Below are 1,043 nucleotides of genomic sequence, written 5' to 3'. Positions count from 1 at the left end.
CTCCTCGCTGTACTCGATCATCGAGCGGTAGTGCGGGGTGCCGAGGTAGTAGCGCAGGACGATGGGGCGCCAGTGCTTGACCATCTCGCTCACGAGGACCGAGTTGCCGAGCGACTTGGACATCTTCTCGCCGCTCATGGTGACCCAGGCGTTGTGCACCCAGTACTCGGCGAACTCGTCGCCGTACGCCTTGGCCTGCGCGATCTCGTTCTCGTGGTGCGGGAAGACCAGGTCGAGTCCGCCGCCGTGGATGTCGAAGGCGCTGCCGAGGTACTTGTGCGCCATGGCGGAGCACTCCAGGTGCCAGCCGGGCCGGCCGGGGCCCCAGGGGGTCTCCCAGAACGGCTCGCCGGGCTTGACGGCCTTCCACATGGCGAAGTCGCGCGGGTCGCGCTTGCCGGTCTCGCCCTCGCCGGAGGGCTGGCGCAGATCGTCGATGTCCTGGTTGGAGAGCTGGAGGTAGCCGGGGAAGGACCGCACGTCGAAGTAGACGTTGCCTTCGCTCGCGTAGGCGTGACCGCGCTCGATGAGGCCGCGCATCATCTCGATCATCTCGGGGACGTGCCCGGTGGCGCGCGGCTCGTAGGTGGGCGGCAGGCAGCCCAGGACGTCGTAACCGGTGTTGAAGGCGCGCTCGTTCTCGTACCCGATCGCCCACCAGGGGCGGTTCTGCGCGGCCGACTTGGCGATGATCTTGTCGTCGATGTCGGTGACGTTCCGTACGAAGGTCACGTCGTAGCCGCGGTGCGTGAACCAGCGCCGCAGGATGTCGAAGTTGAGCCCCGACCTGATGTGCCCGATGTGCGGTGCGGCCTGCACGGTGGCACCACAGAGGTAGATCGAGACACAGCCCGGGACGAGCGGGGTGAAGTCACGAATCTGCCGGGCGCCGGTGTCGTACAGCCGAATAGTCACCCGACAAGGGTAGTGCTCCGGAGGCAGTGCACCGGGCCCCTTGGGGAGACGGGACACCGAAGCGTGACGTTGGGCGCCTCCGGCGGCCCTCGTCAGGGGCGGTCGGACGGCTGTCCGGGGACTCTCCG

1 protein-coding gene is annotated in these 1,043 nt (G+C 67.7%); it reads right to left on the bottom strand.

The genetic code is table 11. From position 1 onward, the window contains the following. A partial coding sequence (gene cysS / locus ACFXKA_RS43355) for a cysteine--tRNA ligase (protein WP_379431963.1) occupies window positions 1-915 on the bottom strand: 915 nt, incomplete at its 3' end. Window positions 916-1,043: the final 128 nt, after the last annotated feature.

Source organism: Nocardia sp. NPDC059228 (assembly GCF_042754245.1).
In the GTDB taxonomy this organism is placed as follows: domain Bacteria; phylum Actinomycetota; class Actinomycetes; order Mycobacteriales; family Mycobacteriaceae; genus Nocardia.
The sequence above is the reverse complement of the archived record's forward strand: the minus strand, read 5'-3'. Positions and strand labels throughout refer to the sequence as shown.